This is a genomic window from Aeromonas sp. FDAARGOS 1418, from assembly GCF_019048585.1.
In the GTDB taxonomy this organism is placed as follows: Bacteria; Pseudomonadota; Gammaproteobacteria; order Enterobacterales; family Aeromonadaceae; genus Aeromonas; species Aeromonas caviae.
Genome location: NZ_CP077387.1, coordinates 2650776 through 2669584, shown reverse-complemented (window position 1 = coordinate 2669584; position 18809 = coordinate 2650776). Strand labels below are relative to the sequence as shown.

The window sequence follows — 18809 nt, the reverse complement described above, 5'->3', positions numbered from 1 at the left end:
CTAATTCCGTTGTTCACCAGATCCTTGCCATGCTGGCAAGGATCAGTGATGTGCCCATTCGACCGTGTTCAGATCGACGCCATCCTTGAACATCTCCCACAGGGGGGACATCTCGCGCAGACGACCGATGGAGTCGCAGATGAGCTTGATTGCGTAGTCGATCTCTTCTTCGGTGGTGAAGCGACCGATGCTGAAACGGATGGAGCTGTGTGCCAGCTCGTCGTTCAGACCCAGGGCGCGCAGCACGTAGGAAGGTTCCAGGCTGGCCGAAGTACAGGCAGAACCGGAAGAGACCGCCAGATCCTTCAGTGCCATGATGAGGGATTCCCCTTCCACATAGGCGAAGCTGACGTTCAGGTTGCCCGGTACACGCTGGTCCAGATCCCCGTTGATATAGACTTCTTCGATGTTCTTGATGCCATCCCACAGACGCTGGCGCAGGGCCATGATGTGCTGGCTCTCGCTCGCCATCTCTTCCTTGGCGATGCGGAAGGCTTCCCCCATGCCGACGATCTGGTGGGTTGCCAGGGTACCAGAGCGCATGCCGCGCTCGTGACCACCGCCGTGCATCTGGGCTTCCAGACGAACACGGGGCTTGCGGCGCACATACAGGGCGCCAATGCCTTTCGGGCCGTATACCTTGTGGGCGGACATGGAGAGCAGATCAACCTTGAGCGTTTCCACGTCGACCGGGATCTTGCCCACGCTCTGGACGGCGTCCACGTGCAGCAGGATCTTGCGGGAACGGCACAGCTCGCCGATGGCAGCGATGTCTTGCACCACCCCGATCTCGTTGTTGGCGTGCATGATGCTGACCAGGATGGTGTCATCACGCAGGGCGCCTTCGATCTGCTCAAGGGTGAACAGGCCATTGGGCATAGGCTCGAGGTAGGTCACCTCATAGCCTTCCCGCTCCAGTTGGCGGCAAGTATCCAGCACGGCTTTGTGCTCGGTCTTGGAGGTGACGATGTGCTTGCCCTTGCCGGCGTAGAAATGGGCGATGCCCTTGATGGCCAGGTTGTTGGACTCGGTCGCACCGGAGGTAAAGACGATCTCGCGCGGATCCGCGCCGATCAGCTCTGCCACTTGATTACGGGCCAGATCCACCGCCTCTTCGGCCTGCCAGCCGAAACGGTGGGAACGGGAGGCTGGGTTGCCGAACAGGCCGTCCATGGTGAGGCACTGCATCATTTTTTCTGCGACACGCGGGTCCACCGGACAGGTTGCCGAATAATCAAGGTAAATAGGCAGTTTCATCTTTTTCTCCGTTACGACGGGGTCACACAGCGACTCGTCGTGGAAAGCACGTTTATAGTTGGACTTTCAAGCTCACATCACCGCGTTCGGCCCGATCAACCAGGGACAACACGGTCTTCATTTGTTCATCTTGCTTGCCGGCGATACGGCGCACATCGGCCTGACCAACCAGCTCGGCCAGGGTGATATCCCCCAGGAAACTGGAGATGCGTTCGCTCAGATCCCGCCACAAGGAGTGGGTCAGGCACTGGGTACCACCGTGGCAGCCCCCTTTGCCGAGGCACTTGGTCGCATCGACCGATTCATCGACCGCGGTGATCACCTGACCGACCGAGATCTCGCCAGGGGCCAGACCGAGGCGATAGCCGCCACCGGGGCCACGTACGCTGCTCACCAGACCATGTTTGCGCAGACGAGCAAACAGTTGTTCCAGATAGGACAAGGAGATGCCCTGGCGCTCTGAAATATCAGCCAGGGGCACGGGCCCCTGCTCTGCATGCAACGCCACGTCGAGCATGGCTGTCACCGCGTAACGTCCTTTTGAGGTCAGTCTCATATGCCTTACCGTCTTGCGAACCAATCAATATGTGGCATATGGTCACATACCCGACTAAATCAGTCAAGTATATGCTTGAGTAAATCAGTCGGGATTAATCCTGTGCCCTGGACTTCTGGACAGAGGTGAGAATGCCCCGCAGGATGTTCAACTCCACCGCTTCGGGTCTGGCCCGATTGAACAGACGACGCAGTTTGCTCATCACATGGCCTGGATGGTCATCGGCAATGAATCCCGTCTTTTGCAACGTCTGCTCCAGATGCTGATAAAACCCTTCCAGTTGCTGGGCGCTGGGGTACTCGACCCGCTCATCCTCCGGCTCCTGGTTCTGTACTTCCAGCCAGCGCATCCGCACCTCGTAACAAAGGGTCTGCACTGCCATGGCCAGATTGAGGGAGCTGTATTCTGGATTGGCGGGAATGGCCACATGGAAGTGGCATTTTTGCAGTTCGTCATTGGTGAGGCCGGTGCGTTCACGGCCAAACACCAGCGCGACCGGGTGCTCCATGCCCTCGGCAACCAGCTTCTCGCCCGCTTCACGGGGATCCAGCATGGGCCAGCTCAAGGTGCGGGAACGGGCACTGGTGCCGATGACCAGACCACAGTCGGCAATGGCCTCGTCCAGGGTCGGCACGATTCGGGCGCGAGCCAGGATATCGCTGGCCCCCGCCGCCAGGGCGACGGCCTCCTCATCCGGCTGGGCCTGGGGATCGACCAGCACCAGTTGAGTCAGTCCCATGGTCTTCATGGCCCGCGCCGCGGATCCCATGTTGCCGGTGTGAGAGGTGTTTACCAACACGATACGAATCTGATCCAACATGCCCAGTCAATCTTCAGTCAAAAATGGCGCGCAATTGTAACATAACCAATCGCTATTTTGGCACCGCTTCCAACCAGGCATTTCTGCACAAACAGGCAGATGACGCCTCCCCACCCTGCGTGGTCACGCTGACAGTGGGGTACTGCGGCTAAAGTTCGCCTGTTCGCAGCACTCGGGCTCAGCTCATTGTCGCGGCAGTGGGCACGTGCGTCTCGCGGGCACGCTCGATAAAGGTCGCCAGATCCATCAGGGGGTATTTCATCAATCCCAGCCCGTCCAGATCCAGGCTGTCCATCAGATTTTTCACCTCCAGGCCCAACTCTGTATCCCCCTCTATCTTCAGCCGGCGCTGGAAGAAGAGGGAATCCGGGTCTTCACGGCGCCCGGCGATCAGAACAAGATCCTGGCTATTGCCGCTGAAACAGACATCGGCGTGCTCACACTTCCTCGCCACTACCAATTTGCCCTCCTGCTCGCTGATAAACCAGCATAGCCCCAGATCGCTGACTTCCACTTTCAGCCACTTGCCCGCAAGAAACGCAAATTCCCCCTCTTCGATGGCCTCCCGGAATACCCTGCCCAGCAGGGCCTCCATCAGGTTTTGTTGCAGCGGGAAGGGCACCAGCTTGAGGGGGTGGCGCAAGAGACGGGGTGCCTGTTCGACCAGGCGACGTTGCAGATGTTGAAACACGATAAACTCCCAGTTTTTTGCGCATTCAAGCACAGCCCCTTCGGCAAGATCCTGTTGAAAATCAAACTTGTGCCCACTTACCTCAAGAAGGATAAAGCCACCTAAAGCTGCCTCAGGTCAAAAAGCGGGAGGGCAAGCATGAATACAATCGGGCCACTTTTGCATTTTTGCCCTCTCGGAGCGTACCCGATGGAATTACTCTGCCCGGCAGGCAGCCTGCCGGCACTGAAGACAGCCGTGGATAACGGGGCCGATGCGGTCTACATCGGCTTCAAGGATGACACCAATGCCCGCCACTTCGCCGGGCTCAACTTCACCGACAGCAAGCTGGAAAGAGCGGTTGACTATGTCCACCAGCATGGCCGCAAGCTGCACATCGCCATCAATACCTTTGCCCACCCGGGCTCCGATGCCCGTTGGAAGCAGGCCGTGGACAAAGGGGTGGCGCTCGGTGCCGATGCCCTGATCATCGCCGATCTCGCCGTGCTCGATTATGCCAGCCGCCGCCATCCCGACATAGAGCTGCATGTCTCGGTCCAGGCCAGCGCCACCAACGCCGCTGCCATCCGCTTCTACCAGCAGCACTTCAACGTCGGCCGGGTGGTGCTGCCGAGGGTGCTCTCCATGCATCAGGTCAGGCAGCTGACCCGCGAGACTGACGTCGGCCTCGAGGTGTTCGCCTTCGGCAGCCTCTGCATCATGGCGGAGGGGCGCTGCTACCTCTCCTCCTACATGACCGGCGAGAGCCCCAACACCGTCGGCGCCTGTTCACCGGCCAAGTTCGTGCGCTGGGAAGAGACCCCGAGCGGCCTAGAATCCCGCCTCAACGAGGTGCTGATCGATCGTTACGGCCCGGGGGAAAATGCCGGCTACCCGACCCTGTGCAAGGGGCGCTTCGAGGTGGATGGCCAGACCTATCACGCGCTGGAGGAGCCCACCAGCCTCAACACCCTCGGCCTTCTGCCCGAGCTGTTCCAGACCGGCATCCAGTCGGTCAAGATCGAGGGACGCCAGCGCAGCCCCGCCTATGTGGAGCAGGTGACCCGGGTCTGGCGCGCCGCCATCGACGCCTATCAGGCCAACCCCGAGGCCTATCAGGTCAAGGCCGAGTGGGATGCCCAGCTCGCCCGCGTCTCCGAGGGGAGCCAGACCACCCTCGGTGCCTATCATCGCCAGTGGCAATAAGGAGCACTGCTCATGAAATTCTCTCTCGGCCCCCTGCTCTTCTACTGGCCCAAGGCCGACACCCAGGCCTTCTATCAGGCGGCCGCCGCCAGCCAGGCCGACATCATCTATCTGGGGGAAACCGTCTGCAGCAAGCGGCGCGAACTGAAAGTGGATGACTGGATTGCCCTCGCCCGTCAGGTGGCGGGCTCCGGCAGGCAGGCGGTACTCTCCACGCTGGCGCTGATCTCAGCTCCCTCCGAGCTCAAGGAGGTCAAGCGACTGATCGACAACGGCGAGCTGATGATCGAGGCCAACGATCTGGGGGCGGTCCAGCTCGCCAGTGCAGCCGGGCTGCCGTTCGTCTGCGGCCCCGCCATCAACGCCTACAACGCCGACGTGCTGCGCATGCTGCTTAAACAGGGGATGCAGCGCTGGGTGATGCCGGTGGAGCTCTCCCGCGACTGGCTGATGCAGCTCAATCAGGATCTGGGCAGGGAGCGCCAGCAGTTCGAGGTGGAGGTGTTCGCCTATGGTCATCTGCCGCTCGCCTACTCGGCACGCTGCTTCACCGCCCGATCCCTCGACCGGCCCAAGGACAACTGCGAACTGGCCTGCATCGACTACCCCACCGGGCGACTTGCCAGCAGTCGCGAGGGGCAGAAGGTGTTCAACCTCAACGGCATCCAGACCCAGTCCGGTTACTGCTACAACCTGGGCAACGAGCTCAAGGGGATGGAGGGCCTGGTGGATGTGGTGCGCCTCTCGCCCGAAGGCATGGAGACCCTGACGATGCTGGAGCGCTTCAAGGCCAACGAACAGGGGATGGCCCCCCTGCCCCTGCAGCAGGAGCGGGACTGCAACGGTTACTGGCGCCAGATCCCCGGCATGAGCCTGGTGGAGTAGCGGCACACCCCGTGTCACCAGACAGCAAAAAGGCCTCGTCAAGAGGCCTCTTTCATGGGGTTCAAACCCGTTTAGTCACGCTTTGCCGCTCTTGCCCTGGGCTCCGGGTGGCTGGGGCTTGCGCGCCATCAGTTCCAGCTCCAGCAAGGCATAGCGATGCTCGATGAAGTCATAGACGTTGTTGGCCAGCGCCAGCTTGAAGTAGCTGATGGCTTCCTTGCGGTTACCCTTGGCCAGCTCGAACTTGCCGAGGTAGAAGTAGGTCTCGCACAGGCGCTCGGCGAGCTCCCTGTTGTCCTTGACCCCTTTCACCACGTTGCTCATCAACTGGGTGGCATTGATGTCGCCCGTATAGAGGCGCACCAGATCCCAGTTCCAGGCGTCGTCGTCATACTTGTTGAGCCGCTCGCGCATCCGGCTCATGGCCGCCGGTCCGTTGAGCTTCTGCTCGGCCAGATAGAGCCAGATCACCCGATAAGGGTCTTCTGGTTGCGCCTCGTAGAAGCGCTTCATATCCGCCGCGGCAAGCTCGGGACGATTGCCGTAATAGAGCGCGATTCCCCGGTTGAGATAGGCGTAGTCGTAATCCGGGGCGAGCTCCAGGGCGGAGTCGAACGCCTCATAGGCCTCGTCGTAGTTCTGCTGTTGAACCAGATAGACACCGATGAAGTTGTAGGCCTCGGCAAAATCCGGCTTCTCCCGCAGGGCGCGGTTGAAGTCGAGTCGCGCCAGGGAACGCAAGCCCACCCGGTCAAACACCACGGCACGCTCATAGAAGAGTTCTGCCCGCTGTTCGGTCGTCAATTCCATTTCACTGAGCATCTGCCCGAGTCGCGCCAACGCCAACTCGCTCTGGTAGGAGACCTGCAAGGGGGTCGCCAATACCAGTGAAGCGGGTTGCGGCTTGGGAACTTGAGGCGCTTTTACCTGACTGCTACTGCTGCAACCCCACAAGGGGAGCAACAACAGGATACCCGTGAGGTATCCAATCCCTATCCTGACGTTCAATGAACACTCCGACGCTTACGCTTGACCCCGCATATGGTAAAGATCACGGGGCCGTTTGTCATGTGGCGCAGCCCCTCTCCCTCAAATAAATCAGGATTCGACAGGGTATCCGGCATCGCTCCAGCCGCGAAAGCCTCCATCGACGCTGACGACCCGGGAATAACCCATCTTCTGCAGGTTATCCGCCACTAGGATGGAGCGAAATCCCCCACCACAATAGAGGTAGAGTTCGGTGTCGGGATCCGGATACCGGGTCTCGATGTCACGCTCTATCACCCCGCGCCCGAGATAGGTGGCCCCCGGCAGATGGCCCCTGGCCCACTCGCTCTCTTCGCGCACGTCGATCAGATGAAATGCTCGGCCCTCATCCTGCCAGCGCTTGATCTGATGCACATCGGTTTCCTGCACCTGCGGGCGGATGGCCTCTACCAGGGCCAGAAAACGGGGATTGTGTTGCATGGGCTTGCTCCTTGCTTTGGGTAATGGATGCTGGGTTGTGGGGAGCATCATGACTCACCCCGGCCACAAGAGAAAGGGCGCCTTGCGGCGCCCTTGTCTGTTACGGCAGGATCTCTTGCTGATCCGCGCCCTCTTTTTCCACCTGGGTCGGCAGCATGTGCTCCCGCTTGATCCCGAGGAACATGGCTGAGGCGCTCGCCACATAGATGGAGGAGTAGGTCCCGAAGGCCACCCCGATCACCATGGCGATGGAGAAACCGTGGATCAGAGGCCCGCCTTTGAGCAGCAGCGCCACCACCACCACGAAGGTCAACCCCGAGGTGATGATGGTCCGGCTCAGGGTCTCAGTCATGGAGAGATCCATGATCTCCGCGGTGTCCCCACGGCGCACCTTGCGGAAATTCTCCCGCACCCGGTCGAACACGACGATGGTGTCGTTCAGGGAGTACCCCACCAGCGTCATCAGCGCCGCCAGCACGGTCAGGTCGAACTCGTACTGGAAGTAGGCAAAGATGCCGAGGGTGATGATCACGTCGTGAGCCAGGGAGAGGATGCCCCCCGTGGCCAGACGCCACTCGAAGCGCACCGCCACGTAGATCAGGATACAGATGATGGAGGCCAGCATGGCCAGGGCACCGTCGGTGGCCAGCTCGTCACCCACGGAGGGACCGACGAACTCGACACGCTTGAGCACGGCGCTCTCGTCGACCAGCTTGGCGGCCGCCAGGACCTCGTTGCCCTGCTGCTCGACCTTGACGCCCTCTTGGGGGGCCATGCGCACCAGCACATCACGGCTGGAGCCGAAGAACTGCAGGGTCGCCCCGTCAATCTTCTGCTGATCCAGCGCCTCGTGCATCTTGTCCAGGCTCACCGACTGCTGGAACCCCACCTCGATAGTGGTACCGCCGGTGAAGTCCAGCCCCCAGTTCAGGCCACGATCGTACAGAACGTAGAGGGCGAGCACCGTTACAAGAGCAGAGAGGACCATACCCAGCTTGGCGAAACGCATGAAGGGGATGGGCTTTTCAAAATGTAGAATTTGAAACATGTCTCTTCCTTAGATCGGCAGCTTGTCGATGCGCCGTCCACCCCAGGCCAGGTTGATGATGGCGCGGGATACCGTGATGGCAGTGAACATGGACGCCGTCAGGCCGATCCCGAGGGTCAGGGCGAAGCCCTTGATGGCACCGGTACCGATACCGAACAGGATCACGCAGGTGATGAGCGAGGTGATGTTGGAGTCAGCGATGGTGGAGAAGGCGCGATCAAAGCCCATGTGAATGGCTTGCTGCACCCCGCGACCATTGCGGATCTCTTCACGAATACGCTCGTAGATCAGTACGTTCGCATCCACCGCCATGCCCAGCGTCAACACGATACCGGCGATGCCCGGCAGGGTCATGGTGGCCCCCGGGATCATCGACATGATACCTACGATGAGCACCAGGTTCATGGTCAGCGCCAGATTGGCCACCCAGCCGAAGGCACGGTAGTAGATCCCCATGAAGAGCACGATCACCAGCATGGCCCAGCCGATGGCTTCCATCCCGCTGTCGATGTTCTGCTGACCCAGGCTCGGGCCTATGGTGCGCTCTTCGACGATCTGGATGGGGGCAATCAGGGCACCGGCACGCAGCAGCAGCGCCAGGTTGTGGGCTTCGTTGGCGTTGTCGATCCCGGTGATGCGGAACTGGCTACCCAGGCGAGACTGGATGGTGGCGACGTTGATCACCTCCTCCTGCTTGCGGAACTTGCGCTTGCCGTCCGGACCAGGCTGACCCACCGGCTTGTACTCGATGAAGACGGTCGCCATGCCCTTGCCGACGTTGTCCTTGGTAAAGTTGGCCATCTTGTTGCCACCCTGACCATCGAGCTTGATGTTGACCTGAGGACGGCTGTATTCATCGAAACCGGACTGGGCACCCACGATGTGGTCACCAGTCAGGATCACGCGCTTTTGCAGTACCACGGGACGACCGTTGCGATCGTTGTAGACCTTGGAGCTCGGCGGCACGCGGCCTGCGGCAGCGGCCTGGATATCGGCAGCCTCATCGACCATGTGGAACTCCAGGGTCGCGGTGGCCCCCAGGATCTCCTTGGCACGGGCGGTGTCCTGGATCCCCGGCAGCTCGACGATGATACGCTCACCGCCCTGCTGCTGGACCAGCGGCTCGGCCACACCCAGTTCGTTCACCCGGTTGCGGATGATGGTGATGTTCTGCTCGAGGGCATACTTCTTCACCTCTTTGACCTTGGCTTCGCTCAGACTGGCCAGCAGGATGAAGTCATCCCCTTTCTGGTCGGTGGTGAAGACAAGATCCGCATTCTGGCGACGCAGGAAGGAGAGTGCCTTGGCCTGATCGGCCTCGTCACGGAAGACCACCTGCACCTGATCCCCGACCCGGCGTACGCCGGAGTAGCGGATCTTCTGGGTGCGCAGCTCGGCGCGGAAATCCTGCACCATCTGTTCCTGCTGCTTGGCCAGCGCTTCGGCCATGTCCACTTCCATCAGGAAGTGCACACCGCCCCGCAGGTCAAGACCGAGCTTCAGGGGCGCCGCGCCGATGGCCTCAAGCCAGGCGGGGGTGGAGGGTGCCAGGTTGAGGGCGGTAATGAAATTGTCGCCCAGCTTGTTGGCCACGATGTCGCGCGCCTTGAGCTGGTCTTCGGTGTTGTTGAAACGGATCAGGATGAAGCCGTGCTCGAACGCCGCATGCTTGACCGGGATCTTCGCCTCGTCGAGGGTTTCCTTCACCTGGTCGAGGGTTTCTAGTTTGACTTCGGCACCACGGCTGGCAGAGACCTGCAAGGCCGGGTCTTCGCCGTAAAGATTGGGGGCTGCATATAGAAAACCGATGGCGATCACGACGATCACCATCAGGTATTTCCACAGCGGATAGCGATTTAACACGCTGTGCTCCTCGGGAGATTAGAGGGACTGGATAGAACCCTTGGGCAGAACGGCAGAGACGAAGTCACGCTTGATGGTGACCTGGGTCTGATCGTTCAGGGCCAGCACAATGTAGTCGCTGTCGGCGGAAACCTTGGCGATCTTGCCGACCAGGCCACCGGAAGTGAGCACTTCGTCGCCCTTGGAGAGGGAGCTCATCAGATTGCGATGCTCCTTGGCACGCTTGGCCTGGGGACGGTAGATCATGAAGTAGAAGATGAGACCGAACACGGCCAGCATGATGATCATTTCCATGCCACCACCCTGTGCTGCCGGAGCCGCGCCTTCTGCATACGCCTTGGAGATAATGCTCATTTAACAACCTCTTATTGATGTAGATTTGAATACTAACTTATATGTCGTTGTTATTTCACGTCATTTTCAGCCAGTGGAGGCACAGGCTTCCCTTGCCGACGGTAAAACTCAGTTACAAAGTCGTCTAATTTACCCTGCTCGATCGCGTCCCGCAAACCCTGCATCACGCGCTGGTAATAACGCAGGTTGTGGATGGTATTCAGACGGGCACCGAGGATCTCGTTGCACTTGTCCAGATGGTACAGATAGCTGCGGGTGTAGTTCTTGCAGGTGTAGCAATCGCAGTCCGCATCCAGGGTGCTGGTGTCTTCCCGGTACTTGGCGTTGCGGATCTTGACCACGCCATCGGTGGTAAAGAGATGACCGTTGCGGGCGTTGCGGGTCGGCATCACGCAGTCGAACATGTCGATACCGCGGCGCACCCCTTCCACCAGATCTTCCGGCTTGCCCACCCCCATCAGGTAGCGCGGCTTGTCGGCCGGAATTTTCGGGCAGACATGGTCAAGGATGCGATGCATGTCCTCTTTGGGCTCACCCACGGCGAGACCGCCGACCGCGTAACCGTCGAAGCCGATCTCAAGGAGGCCGTCCAGCGACACATCCCGCAGCGGTTCGTAGACAGAACCCTGGATGATGCCGAACAGGGCGTTCTTGTTGCCGAGCGCATCGAACTTGTCACGGGAGCGCTTGGCCCAGCGCAGGGACATCTCCATGGACTTGCGCGCTTCCTCGTAGGTGGCCGGGTACGGGGTGCACTCGTCGAAGATCATCACGATGTCGGAACCCAGATCGTACTGGATCTCCATGGACTTCTCGGGGTCGAGGAAGATCTTCTCGCCGTTGATGGGATGACGGAAGTGCACCCCCTCCTCGGTGATCTTGCGGATGTGTCCCAGACTGAACACCTGGAAACCACCGGAGTCGGTCAGGATCGGCCCCTGCCAGTTCATGAAGTCGTGCAGATCGCCGTGGGCGCGCATCACTTCCTGACCCGGGCGCAGCCAGAGGTGGAAGGTGTTGCCAAGCAGGATCTGGGCACCGGTCTCACGCACCTCTTCCGGTGTCATCCCCTTGACGGTGCCGTAGGTGCCGACCGGCATGAAGGCCGGGGTCTGGACCACGCCACGCTCGAACACCAGTTGACCGCGACGGGCACGCCCATCGGTGGTTTTCAATTCAAATTTCATTGCTACCTCTATTCAGTCAGAGAAACAGTCTGACAACAAAGGGCCCGAGGGGCCCGGTAATATGAAGCCGGCCGGCATACTGACAAGCAGAGCCTGAACGACTTCTGAAGGGCAAGGCTTAACCCTGCACCCGGCGACGGGTGACGAACATGGCGTCCCCGTAGCTGAAGAAACGGTACTGTCCCGCCACGGCGGCCTGATAGGCGGCCATCACGTTGTCATAGCCGGCAAAGGCGCTGACCAGCATGATCAGGGTGGATTCGGGCAGGTGGAAGTTGGTGATCATGGCATCGACCACCTGGAACTCGTAACCGGGGAAGATGAAGATGTCGGTGTCATCGAAGAAGGGCGCCAGCGGCTTGCCCTGGGCCTGGGTCGCCTTGGCTGCGCTCTCGAGGGATCGTACCGACGTGGTCCCCACCGCAACCACCCGACCGCCGCGGGCGCGAGTCGCCGCGATGGCATCCACCACCTCCTGGGGCACTTCGGCGTATTCCGAGTGCATGTGGTGATCTTCAATCTTGTCGACGCGCACCGGCTGGAAGGTGCCCGCCCCCACGTGCAGGGTCACGAAGGCCATCTCCACGCCCTTGGCACGGATCTGCTCGAGCAGCGGCTCGTCGAAGTGCAGACCGGCGGTCGGCGCCGCCACGGCACCCGGCTTCTGGTTGTAGACGGTCTGGTAGCGCTCCTTGTCGGCATCCTCGTCGGGACGGTCGATGTAAGGGGGCAGCGGCATGTGGCCGATGGCATCCAGAATGGTCAGCACAGGGCGCGGGTCGAGGAAGTGGATCTCGAACAGAGCGTCGTGGCGGGCACGCATCTCGGCTTCGACGGGCACGCCGTCGGCACCGCCATCCAGAAGGAGACGGGTACCTGGCTTGGGGGACTTGGACGAGCGGACGTGCGCCAGCACGCTGTGCTCGTCCAGAATGCGCTCCACCAGCACCTCCAGCTTGCCGCCGCTGGCCTTCTGGCCAAACATGCGCGCCGGAATGACACGGGTATTGTTGAACACCAGCAGATCGCCGGGGTTGAGCTGGTCAAGCACATCGACAAAATGACCGTGGCGCAGGGCGCCGGTTTGACCATCGAGCTGCAGCAGGCGGCTGGCGGTACGCTCCGCCATGGGATAGCGGGCAATCAGCTCGTCTGGCAGATCAAAATGAAAATCGGATACTTGCATCTTTCACCTCGGGGGAATCGGCGGCTAGTCTAGTTATCCCCCTCTTCCAAGGCAACCCAAAAGACTAAAAACCCAAGGAAGACAAGGGATAGCGGGCCATTTTGTGAGGCTGGGCCCGTTAAAAAACCTTTAAGGTTTTGTATTGACCCCGATCATGTTCTGGCGACGGGGGCTGGGCTAGGGTGGAAGCAGACACACAAGGAGGCCCACCATGATGACCCTCTCCGAGATCATGACTGAACACCCCTTTACCCTGGGTCCGGAAAACAGCGTCAAGCAGGCGATGGAGCTGATGCAACAGGAGCGGATCCGTCACGTTCCCATCGTCGATGAACACCAGCATCTGCTTGGTCTGGTCACCCTCTCGGACATCCTGGCCACCCGTGAATCCAAGCTGCTGCTGATCAATCCGGAGCGGGAGGCAGAGTTCACCGACAGCGTCCAGCTCGACGAGATCATGACCCGTCAGGTGGCAAGCGTGGATCCCCACGCCGGCATCAAGGAGGCGGCCCTGTATCTGCAGCGCCACAAATATGGCTGTCTGCCGGTACTCAAGGGGCGCAAGCTGGTTGGCATCGTCACCGAGTCGGACTTCATCGCCGTGGCCATCAATCTGCTGGAGCTGATGGAGGAACAGGAGCCCCCAACCGACTTTTGATCTTAAAATTCTGTAATAAAATTACAATAAAAGCGTTTTCAGCCTAATTTAACGGCTATTTAAGTGAAACACTTTCAATTTGACTGTAAAATTACACCACAAAACTTGCGTTGTGACATTCATCACACTATGATGCCCACCATGCAATGGTTGCCGAAGAGGAGATGAGGATTGTGCACCCGCCATCTTCTCTTCATATGTCTGCAAGTTTGCACACCCCGTAGTTAGTCTTTGCTGTAAAGCATATTTATCGCCATTCCTTGTTTGATGACCCGGCCCTGTCTGTGCGACGGCGCCGGGATTTTTTTATCCCTCTTTTTTCTACTGCGCCGCCTCGTCTGCCCCCTTCTCTGCTCACGCAATGAAAACAAATCCGGCCCAGCCCTTGAAAATGTGACATGCAGGACAGAAATTGAACTTCGACAATGAGTTATCTCCGAAGGCCTGAGATATTCATGTTAGGTACAGTTGTGATAGTCTATCTAATAAATAGATTTATGTGATTCAAAATTGTGGCTTTGACCGATTAGAAAAAGTCACTATGATGACTCCATCGAAAGTTAAGCGCCTCGTCTGGCACGACTCTTCAACACCAGACAGGCATATGTACATCACCAAGGAGCAAATACATGTCTACCTACATCAACACTGAAATCAAGCCGTTCAACGCCACCGCCTACCACAATGGCAAATTCGTTCAGGTGTCTGACGCTGACCTGAAAGGCAAGTGGTCCGTGGTGTTCTTCTACCCGGCTGATTTCACCTTCGTCTGCCCGACCGAGCTGGGCGACCTGGCCGACAACTACGCCGAATTCCAGAAGCTGGGCGTCGAGATCTACGCCGTCTCCACCGACACCCACTTCACCCACAAGGCCTGGCACGACACTTCTGACACCATCCAGAAGATCCAGTACCCGATGATCGGCGACCCCACCGGCACCATCACCCGCAACTTCGGCGTGATGATCGAAGAAGCTGGCCTGGCTGACCGCGGAACCTTCGTCATCGACCCGCAAGGCGTCATCCAGATCGTTGAAATCAACGCTGGCGGCATCGGCCGTGACGCACTGGAACTGCTGCGCAAGGTCAAGGCTGCCCAGTACGTTGCTTCCCACCCGGGTGAAGTGTGCCCGGCCAAGTGGAAAGAAGGCGATGCCACCCTGGCCCCGTCCCTGGATCTGGTAGGCAAAATCTAAGCCTCCCCGCTCTGAAGACCGGCCCGTTCAAGGGCCGGTCTTGTTTACGGCCCTCAGAAAATGCGCCGGTCTGCTGTGTGGACCTCTGTTTTCTGTATCCGGTCATCGTGCCGACCCGCATTCAGCAAGAAGGAATTCGACCATGTTAGATACCAACCTCAAACAGCAGCTCAACGGTTACTTGCAGTACATCGTCAATCCCATCGAGATCAGCGTGTCCGGCAATGACAGCGACAAATCCGCCGAACTCCTGGCCTTGGGCCAAGAGATTAGCGAGATGTCCCCCAAGATTTCCCTGACCGATGGCAGCAATGCCCGCAAGCCTTCCATGAGCATCGCGCCCCAAGGCCAAGCCCCGCGCGTGCACTTTGCCGGCATCCCCATGGGTCATGAATTCACCTCCCTGGTGCTCGCCCTGCTGCAAAGCGGCGGTCACCCCTCCAAGGCCGATCCGACCGTGCTGGAGCAAGTCAGGAACCTCAAGGGCGAGTTCCACTTCGAGACCTATATCTCCCTCTCCTGCCACAACTGCCCGGACGTGGTGCAGGCCCTCAACCTGATGGCCACCCTGAACCCCGGCATCAGCCACACCATGATCGACGGTGCCCTGTTCCAGGACGAGGTGAACGAGCGTCAAATCATGGCGGTCCCGAACGTCTACCTGAACGGTCAGCCGTTCAGCCAGGGCCGCATCTCGCTGGAAGAGATCGTTGCCAAACTCGACACCGGCGCTGCCGAGCGCAAGGCGCAAGAGCTGAGCGAAAAAGCGCCTTATGACGTGCTGGTGGTGGGCGGTGGCCCGGCCGGTGCCGCCGCGGCCATCTATGCCGCCCGCAAAGGCATTCGCACCGCCATTGTCGCCGAACGTTTCGGTGGTCAGGTGATGGACACCGTCGGCATCGAGAACTTCATCTCCGTGCCCTACACCGAGGGCCCCAAGCTGGCCGCCAGCCTGGAGCAGCACGTCAAGCAGTACGGCGTGGAAGTGATCACCGAGCAGCGCGCCGCCGCCATCAGCAAGGATGGTTACGTCAACGTGGATCTCGCCTCCGGTGCCACCTTGAAGAGCCGCGCCGTGATCCTGGCAACCGGTGCCCGCTGGCGCGACCTGAACGTGCCGGGCGAGCTGGAGTACCGTACCAAGGGTGTGGCCTACTGCCCCCACTGTGACGGCCCCTTCTTCAAGGGCAAGCGCGTGGCGGTGATCGGTGGCGGCAACTCCGGCATCGAGGCGGCCATCGATCTGGCCGGCATCGTCGAACACGTCACCGTGGTGGAATTCGCCGATACCCTGCGCGCCGACGACGTGCTGCAGAAGAAGGCCCGTTCCATGGGCAATATCGACATCATCATGAGCGCCCGCACCACCGAAGTCATCGGCGACGGCAGCAAGGTGGTGGGCATGGACTACGAAGATCGCACTACCGGCGAGATCAAGCATCTGGCGGTGGCCGGCATCTTCGTCCAGATAGGCCTGGTGCCGAACACCGAGTTCCTCAAAGGAAGCGAGATTGCCCTGACCCGCTTTGGCGAAATCGAGATCGACACCAAGGGTGCCACCTCCCTGCCCGGCGTCTATGCCGCAGGGGATGCCACCACGGTGCCGTTCAAGCAGATCATCATCTCCATGGGGGCAGGTGCCACCGCCGCTCTGGGTGCGTTTGATTACCTCATTCGCAACCCGGCGCCGGAAGCACAAGCTACCCAGGCCGATGCCGTGACCGCCTGATAACCGCCCAACAAAAAACCGACTCCCTGGAGTCGGTTTTTTTATCCCTGTCGTTGGGTCGGCAGCCTTCAGCGCCCCTGCGGCGCGTCCCTCTCCTGCCCCTCTTCACTCACCGCGCTCTCTTCTGCATCAGGCACGGCATAGCTCGCCGGCACTGCCTCCCCTTCCAGATCCGTTCTTGGCTCCAGCTCCGCCGTCATGGGGGTGTTGGGGGGCACCGGCATGAAGACCTGATGCTCCGTCAGCGGAATGGGGGCTCGCTTACGCCTGCGCCAGCCGAGATAGGCCGACAGCAGCAGACCGCACAGGGCAAAGTAGACGAACAGCCCCTGTGGTCCGAACGTCGCCATGGTAAAGGGGGCCAGCAGCGGACCCGTCATGGCTCCCAGGCTGTAGGCAAGCAGCAGCCCCTGGTTTGCCCCCAGCACCTGATCCGGGCGCAGTTCATCGCAGGCATGGCTGAGACTCAAGGGATAGATGGAGAACGCCATGCCCCCCAGCAGGAAGACAAGAGTCCCCTCGACTGGCTCGCGCCAGGGCTCCGGCAGCAGCACCATCAACAACGCGATCAGGGTCAGCAGGGCGCAGAGCAGCAGGATCACCAACCGTCTGTCGTAACGATCAGATGCACGCCCGATGGGATATTGCAGACACATCCCCCCCAGGATCACCAGCGCCATCATGTCCGCCACCTGGGAGAGGGAGGCGCCGCTGTCGGTGAAATAGAGCGGCAACAGCCCATAGATGGCCCCGAGGATGAGGCCGGAGGTAAAGCTGCTACCCATCCCCGCCGGAGTGAGGCGCACCAGCTCCAGCACTCCCACCGGCTGGGGTGCCACCATGGCCGGCGTCGCCACCCGGGAGAGAGCCAGAGGCACCACGGAGAGGGTCGCCGCCATGGCGCACAGGGCGAACGGCGTCAGCACCATGGGGTCCACCTGCTTGAGCAGCAGCTGGCCCAGGGCGAGTGAGCCGTACAGCAGGATCATGTAGAGGGACATCAACCGCCCCCGGTTCGCCGGGGTGCTTGAGACCAGCATCCAGGACTCCAGCACCACGAACAGGCCGCCGGTGGCAAACCCCCCGATCAGCCGCAGCGCCGCCCAGGTGACAGGCTCCACCACCATGCCGTGCAGCAGAAACAGAAAACAGAGCAGGGAGGCGTAAGCCGCATAGGCCCGGATATGACCCACCCGGATGATGAGTCGGGCATTGATGAAAGTCCCCAGCACCAGGCCGCCGAAATAGGCAGCCGACACCAGACCGATGGCCTGGGCGGACACCTGCTCGGCGGAGAGACGCACCGTCAGCAGGGTATTGAACAGACCGTGACCCAGAATGAAGATCACCAGACTGGTCAGGGGGGACAGCAACCTTGTCAGTGCCATGGAGCCTCCTCGCAACAAAAGGGTCATGGTAGCCCCTGCCTCCCGCCCCCTTCAACCCGAATGCCCTCCCCCTGCGGGGGTATGCTTGACGGGAACCCCACATGGAGATCCGAAAGATGAGACTCATACTGTTGTTGGCCGCCCTGCTCTTTTGCGGCAGCGCCCTCGCCTTCCACTGCCCCATGGACATGAAGAAGATAGACGACGCCCTGGCCGCAGGCCCCGCCCTCAGTGCCGAGCAACTGGCCGAGGTGAAGCAGTTGAGGGCGGACGGAGAGACCTTGCACAACGCGGGCAAGCATCAGGAATCGGTCGATACCCTGGCCAAGGCCATGGCCATTCTCGGCATCGATCAGGGCTGATACCGCCCCTTCGCCGCGCGACGGTCTCTTTCGCATCGCCCGGATACAGACCGCCAAAATGAAACAAGGCCCTCGCCATCACTGGCGGGGGCCTTTTCACTGCGGATGTCAGCGCTGAACGGGGCTACACCCGGCCACTGTAGACCAGGGTGCAATAGTTGAAGGCTATCTTGCCGTCAACAGCATGGCGAGCAAACTCGCGGCGAACGAGCGCCGTCATCTGATCGTGGGCCGGCGTGCCCGCCACAGGCGCATAGGAGGAGGAGTTGAGCCGTCCAAGCACCCCGTCAAGATCGAACAGCTGACTGTTCTCGAAGCGATCGAGCCGGTACTCCCCGGTGAAGAAGGCGCGAAAATCCGCCTCACCGAGGTTGCGATGATTGACCTCCTCGTAATCCCCCGAGTAGGCGTGCAGCCCCTCTTCATAGGCCTTGAGAAACGGGGTGTTCGTCAGCCTGTCATTCCAGATGAGGGCGACCTGGCCACCGGGCTTGAGCAGCCGCTGGCACTCCTGCCGAAAAGCCGCGCGATCGAACCAGTGAAACGCCTGGGCGACCGTCACCAGATCCATCGCCCCCGTGGGTAGGCCCGTGGCTTCCGCACTGCCGTGCAGCCAGCCGATGTTCCCCACCTGGGCGAGCAGCCGTTTGGCGGCTGCCCGCATATCGTCGTTGGGCTCCACCGCCCAGACCCGCGCGACCCGGGGGGCCAGCAGGGCGGTCAGGATGCCGGTGCCCGCGCCGATGTCCGCCACCTGGGCCTCTGGCCCCATGGCCAGCTCCCTTGCCAGAAAATCCAGCATGGCGGCGGGATAACCGGGTCGATATTTCACATAGGCCTCGACCCGGGTCGAGAATCGCTGGGTACTGTCCATGGCAGACTCCTCTCTTGCTGCGGCCTTCATGCCGGCTCCCGGCCTGGTGACCAGGATCCCCATGCCACTACACTTGACCCCATCATGCAAGCCCCAAGCGGGT

At 60.4% G+C, this 18809-nt stretch carries 19 protein-coding genes; 6 read left to right on the top strand and 13 right to left on the bottom strand.

The window, feature by feature from the left end; all coding sequences use genetic code 11:
• Positions 1-42: 42 nt before the first annotated feature.
• The 4 genes from I6L48_RS12505 to I6L48_RS12490 all read right to left on the bottom strand — a co-directional run bounded on the left by I6L48_RS12505 (position 43) and on the right by I6L48_RS12490 (position 3324).
• Entirely contained in the window at positions 43-1257 is a 1215-nt protein-coding gene (locus tag I6L48_RS12505) for an IscS subfamily cysteine desulfurase (RefSeq protein ID WP_069785161.1), read from the bottom strand.
• A 52-nt stretch (positions 1258-1309) separates the two neighbouring features.
• Positions 1310-1813, bottom strand: coding sequence for a Fe-S cluster assembly transcriptional regulator IscR (iscR, locus tag I6L48_RS12500; RefSeq protein WP_025327241.1), 504 nt, complete (start codon positions 1811-1813; stop codon positions 1310-1312).
• Between the two features lie 94 nt (positions 1814-1907).
• The gene (gene trmJ / locus I6L48_RS12495) at positions 1908-2633 is read right to left on the bottom strand and encodes a tRNA (cytosine(32)/uridine(32)-2'-O)-methyltransferase TrmJ (RefSeq protein WP_042880722.1); all 726 of its coding nucleotides are present in this window, start codon (positions 2631-2633) and stop codon (positions 1908-1910) included.
• Positions 2634-2811: 178 nt separating this feature from the next.
• A complete protein-coding gene (locus I6L48_RS12490) occupies positions 2812-3324 on the bottom strand; it encodes an SCP2 domain-containing protein (protein WP_042016672.1) in 513 nt (170 codons plus the stop codon).
• A 189-nt stretch (positions 3325-3513) separates the two neighbouring features.
• Between I6L48_RS12490 and I6L48_RS12485 the strand changes: the two genes are divergently transcribed.
• Together I6L48_RS12485 and I6L48_RS12480 are read left to right on the top strand one after the other, a co-directional pair.
• On the top strand, positions 3514-4509 hold the full coding sequence (locus I6L48_RS12485; RefSeq protein ID WP_113070123.1) for a peptidase U32 family protein: 996 nt from the start codon (positions 3514-3516) through the stop codon (positions 4507-4509).
• Positions 4510-4521: 12 nt separating this feature from the next.
• Complete coding sequence (locus I6L48_RS12480) at positions 4522-5394, top strand: U32 family peptidase (protein WP_113070122.1); 873 nt, start codon at positions 4522-4524, stop codon at positions 5392-5394.
• 75 nt (positions 5395-5469) lie between these two features.
• Here I6L48_RS12480 and nlpI read toward each other — a convergent pair whose 3' ends face one another.
• The 7 genes from nlpI to queA form a co-directional block, all read right to left on the bottom strand.
• A complete protein-coding gene (gene nlpI / locus I6L48_RS12475; protein ID WP_280520777.1) occupies positions 5470-6402 on the bottom strand; it encodes a lipoprotein NlpI in 933 nt (310 codons plus the stop codon).
• 90 nt (positions 6403-6492) lie between these two features.
• Positions 6493-6861 (bottom strand): rhodanese-like domain-containing protein, encoded by a 369-nt coding sequence (locus I6L48_RS12470; protein ID WP_039038735.1) that lies wholly within the window; start codon positions 6859-6861, stop codon positions 6493-6495.
• Positions 6862-6961: 100 nt separating this feature from the next.
• Positions 6962-7909 carry a protein translocase subunit SecF gene (gene secF, locus I6L48_RS12465; RefSeq protein WP_010675068.1) on the bottom strand — a complete coding sequence of 316 codons (948 nt, stop codon included), beginning with the start codon at positions 7907-7909 and terminating at the stop codon, positions 6962-6964.
• 9 nt (positions 7910-7918) lie between these two features.
• A complete protein-coding gene (gene secD, locus I6L48_RS12460; protein WP_041213022.1) occupies positions 7919-9772 on the bottom strand; it encodes a protein translocase subunit SecD in 1854 nt (617 codons plus the stop codon).
• Positions 9773-9790: 18 nt separating this feature from the next.
• Complete coding sequence (yajC, locus tag I6L48_RS12455) at positions 9791-10126, bottom strand: preprotein translocase subunit YajC (protein ID WP_010675070.1); 336 nt, start codon at positions 10124-10126, stop codon at positions 9791-9793.
• A 50-nt stretch (positions 10127-10176) separates the two neighbouring features.
• The gene (gene tgt / locus I6L48_RS12450) at positions 10177-11313 is read right to left on the bottom strand and encodes a tRNA guanosine(34) transglycosylase Tgt (protein ID WP_010675071.1); all 1137 of its coding nucleotides are present in this window, start codon (positions 11311-11313) and stop codon (positions 10177-10179) included.
• A gap of 118 nt (positions 11314-11431) precedes the next feature.
• Complete coding sequence (gene queA / locus I6L48_RS12445) at positions 11432-12499, bottom strand: tRNA preQ1(34) S-adenosylmethionine ribosyltransferase-isomerase QueA (protein WP_216987293.1); 1068 nt, start codon at positions 12497-12499, stop codon at positions 11432-11434.
• A gap of 211 nt (positions 12500-12710) precedes the next feature.
• Between queA and I6L48_RS12440 the strand changes: the two genes are divergently transcribed.
• The 3 genes from I6L48_RS12440 (at position 12711) to ahpF (ending at position 16082) form a co-directional block, all read left to right on the top strand.
• A complete protein-coding gene (locus I6L48_RS12440) occupies positions 12711-13157 on the top strand; it encodes a CBS domain-containing protein (RefSeq protein ID WP_010675073.1) in 447 nt (148 codons plus the stop codon).
• A gap of 629 nt (positions 13158-13786) precedes the next feature.
• The gene (ahpC, locus tag I6L48_RS12435) at positions 13787-14353 is read left to right on the top strand and encodes an alkyl hydroperoxide reductase subunit C (protein ID WP_010675074.1); all 567 of its coding nucleotides are present in this window, start codon (positions 13787-13789) and stop codon (positions 14351-14353) included.
• A gap of 142 nt (positions 14354-14495) precedes the next feature.
• Entirely contained in the window at positions 14496-16082 is a 1587-nt protein-coding gene (gene ahpF, locus I6L48_RS12430; protein WP_216987292.1) for an alkyl hydroperoxide reductase subunit F, read from the top strand.
• Positions 16083-16150: 68 nt separating this feature from the next.
• On the opposite strand, the gene I6L48_RS12425 is transcribed toward ahpF, so the two are convergent.
• Positions 16151-17470, bottom strand: coding sequence for an MFS transporter (locus tag I6L48_RS12425; RefSeq protein WP_216987291.1), 1320 nt, complete (start codon positions 17468-17470; stop codon positions 16151-16153).
• Positions 17471-17586: 116 nt separating this feature from the next.
• Between I6L48_RS12425 and I6L48_RS12420 the strand changes: the two genes are divergently transcribed.
• Complete coding sequence (locus I6L48_RS12420; RefSeq protein WP_216987290.1) at positions 17587-17832, top strand: hypothetical protein; 246 nt, start codon at positions 17587-17589, stop codon at positions 17830-17832.
• A gap of 124 nt (positions 17833-17956) precedes the next feature.
• Here I6L48_RS12420 and I6L48_RS12415 read toward each other — a convergent pair whose 3' ends face one another.
• Positions 17957-18706 (bottom strand): class I SAM-dependent methyltransferase, encoded by a 750-nt coding sequence (locus tag I6L48_RS12415; protein ID WP_010675078.1) that lies wholly within the window; start codon positions 18704-18706, stop codon positions 17957-17959.
• Positions 18707-18809: the final 103 nt, after the last annotated feature.